The sequence below is a fragment of the Kitasatospora sp. DSM 101779 genome (assembly GCF_025655475.1).
Classification (GTDB): domain Bacteria; phylum Actinomycetota; class Actinomycetes; order Streptomycetales; family Streptomycetaceae; genus Kitasatospora.
In genome coordinates this window covers 5,844,415-5,847,038 of record NZ_JAHTIK010000001.1, presented here as the reverse complement: position 1 = coordinate 5,847,038, position 2,624 = coordinate 5,844,415, and the positions used below count along the sequence as shown (strand labels likewise).

Below are 2,624 nucleotides of genomic sequence, written 5' to 3'. Positions count from 1 at the left end.
CGCGACCCCAGCCGCCGCCCCGCGGGCCGCGGCCGCCGTGACCGTGCCCGCCGTGGCCGGGGAAGTGCCCCGGCCCGCCGAAGCCGTGTCCGAACGGGCCGGTCCCCGGCATCCCGGGGCCGCCCGGCGGCACTCCGGGCGGACCGAACGGCCCGAACGCGAACCGCCTCTCAAAGCCCTCGCCCGGCATTCCCCCGCCGGGCACCGGACCGCGGCGGCGTCCTCCTCGGTTCCGCCTTCCTTCACGCATGATGCGCACCACCTTTCGTCCGTGATGCCTCCCCCGAAGCATCTCGATAACTCGACGATATATCGGTGACTGTCGCCCGTCAACGGTTCCCGACAGTCGGTCCGACAGGGGCCCGATGGTCGAACCGGTGGCCGTGCCGGCGGACGCGGGAAGGCGGGGGCGCGGGAGGGCACAGCGGCGGGAGCCGTGGACGCGGCTGCAAAGCAGGACCCTTGACGAACCGTCGGAATCAGCGGCGGGGCTTGAGCATCCGCAGCGTCCAGCCCTCGCCGGCCGGGTCGAGCGGGCGGGTGGCCAGCTTGAAGAGGCGCTCGGCGCGCTCGTAGGAGAGCCGCGCGCGGCCGGTCTCCGGGCAGAGGTCGGCGGGGGCGGCCGCGCGGCCCGGGCCCGGGCGGCGGTCGGTGAGGAAGAGCGGGCCCCGGGTGCGTCCGGCCAGCAGCTCCGGCAGCAGCTGGGCCGTGCCGGAGCGCCACACCACCCGGGTGCCGCCGGTGCGGGCGCTGCGGTCGCCGAGGTCGAGGTCCTGGACGTCCAGCGCCAGGACGGCCCGCACGGACGCGGCGGACTCGTGCAGCAGCCGCCACAGGACGCGTTCGCGCCCTGCCACATCGGGCCGCGCCCAGAGCCGTTCGAGCTGCTCGGGAGTGATCGCGGCGGTCCGGCCGGCCGGTTCGGGCCGCCGGTCGAGGCCCGCCGCGAGGTCGTCCAGCGCGGCCCAGGCGCCGAACGAGCGGACGGCGGCCCGGTGCCGGTTCCAGGTCCGCGGCGCGGCCGTGCCCCAGGCGGCGGCGAAGACCCCGGCGACCCGGTCGGCGGTGAGCGAGCCGAGCGGCAGGTCGTCGCCGAGCGCCAGTCGCAGCCGCCGCAGGGTCTGCCCGTACGAGCGGACGGTCGCCGCGTCCAGGTCGTCCCGGTCGAGGAACGCCCGGGCGGTGGTGCCGAGAACGGCGGGCGGCGGCCCTGCGGGCGACGCGGCGGCGGCCGGCAGCGCGCCCGCACGGCGGTCGAGGAAGGCGCGTTCCGCCGCATTGCGGGTGAGGGCGGCGGCCCGCCGGAACTCCAGCCGGGCCTCTTCCGTGCGGCCGAGCCGTTCCAGCAGGTCGCCGCGGACGCTGGGCAGCAGGTGGTAGTCGCGCAGCGCCGGGTCGGCGGTCAGCTCGTCGGCGAGGTCGAGCCCGGCCTGCGGTCCGTACGCCTTGCCCACCGCGACGGCCCGGTTGAGCCGGACGACCGGGGTCGGCAGCAGCCGCTCCAGGGCGGTGTAGAGCGTCGCGATCTGGCCCCAGTCGGTGGCCTCGGCGGTGGGCGCCTGCGCGTGGCAGACCGCGATCGCGGCCTGCAGCACGTACGGACCGGCCGGGCCGCCGCACTCCCGGGCGCGCAGCATCGCGGTGAAGCCGCGGCGGATCAGCAACTGGTCCCAGCGCCCGCGGTTCTGCTCGTGCAGCTGGACGGGCTCGCCGGACGGCCCGGTGCGCGCGGCCGAGCGGGACGCCTGGATCTCCATCAGGGCGACCAGGCCGTGCACCTCGGCCTCGTACGGCACGGCCGCGGCGAGCAGACGGCCCAGCCGCAGCGCCTCCAGGCAGAGGCCGGGCCGCATCAGGTCGTCCCCGCCGGTCGCCGAGTACCCCTCGTTGAAGACCAGGTAGACGACCTCCAGCACCGAGGAGAGCCGGTCGGCGAGTTGATCGCCGGCCGGCAGCTCGAACGGCACCCGCTGCTCGGCCAGCGTGCGCTTGGCGACGGCGATCCGCTTCGCCACCACCGCTTCGGGGACGAGGAAGGCCCGGGCGATCTCCGCGGCCGTCAGACCGCCGATCAGACGCAGGGTCAGCGCGACGCGGGCCTCCGTCGGCAGCACCGGATGGCAGGAGACGAACATCAGGCGCAGCACGTCGTCCCGGTCGTCGGCCGGCTCGGCCTCGCCCGACTGCCTGAGCTCGTGGGCGAGTTGCTCGTGCCGCCGCTCCAGCCGCCCGTCACGGCGGATGCGGTCGACGGCCCGGCGCTTGGCGATGGCGGTCAGCCACGCACCCGGGTTGTCGGGGACGCCGGACTCCGGCCACTGTTCGAGGGCGGCGACCAGGGCGTCCTGGGCCAACTCCTCGGCGAGGCCGACGTCGCGCACGATTCCGGTGAGCGCGGCGATGATCTTCGCCGACTCGAGTTTCCAGACCGCGTCGATCGTGCGGTGGACATCCGGCACGGCCACGATGACAGCACTCGCCCCGGCCGCTCCGCAAACCGGGAGGGGCCGGGGCGAGTGCCGGGCCGGACGCCGGGGCGGATGCCGGCCGGGTGTCGGCCGGGTGTCGGGCGCGCGGGACGGCCAGGGGGGCGGCCAGGGGGGCGGTCAGGGGGCGGCCAGGGG

At 76.6% G+C, this 2,624-nt stretch carries 1 protein-coding gene; it reads right to left on the bottom strand.

The window, feature by feature from the left end:
- Positions 1–479 precede the first annotated feature (479 nt).
- Positions 480–2,459, bottom strand: a complete 1,980-nt coding sequence (locus KSNIM_RS39150) for an RNA polymerase sigma factor (protein ID WP_317634055.1) — start codon at positions 2,457–2,459, stop codon at positions 480–482.
- Between the last annotated feature and the right edge of the window lie 165 nt (positions 2,460–2,624).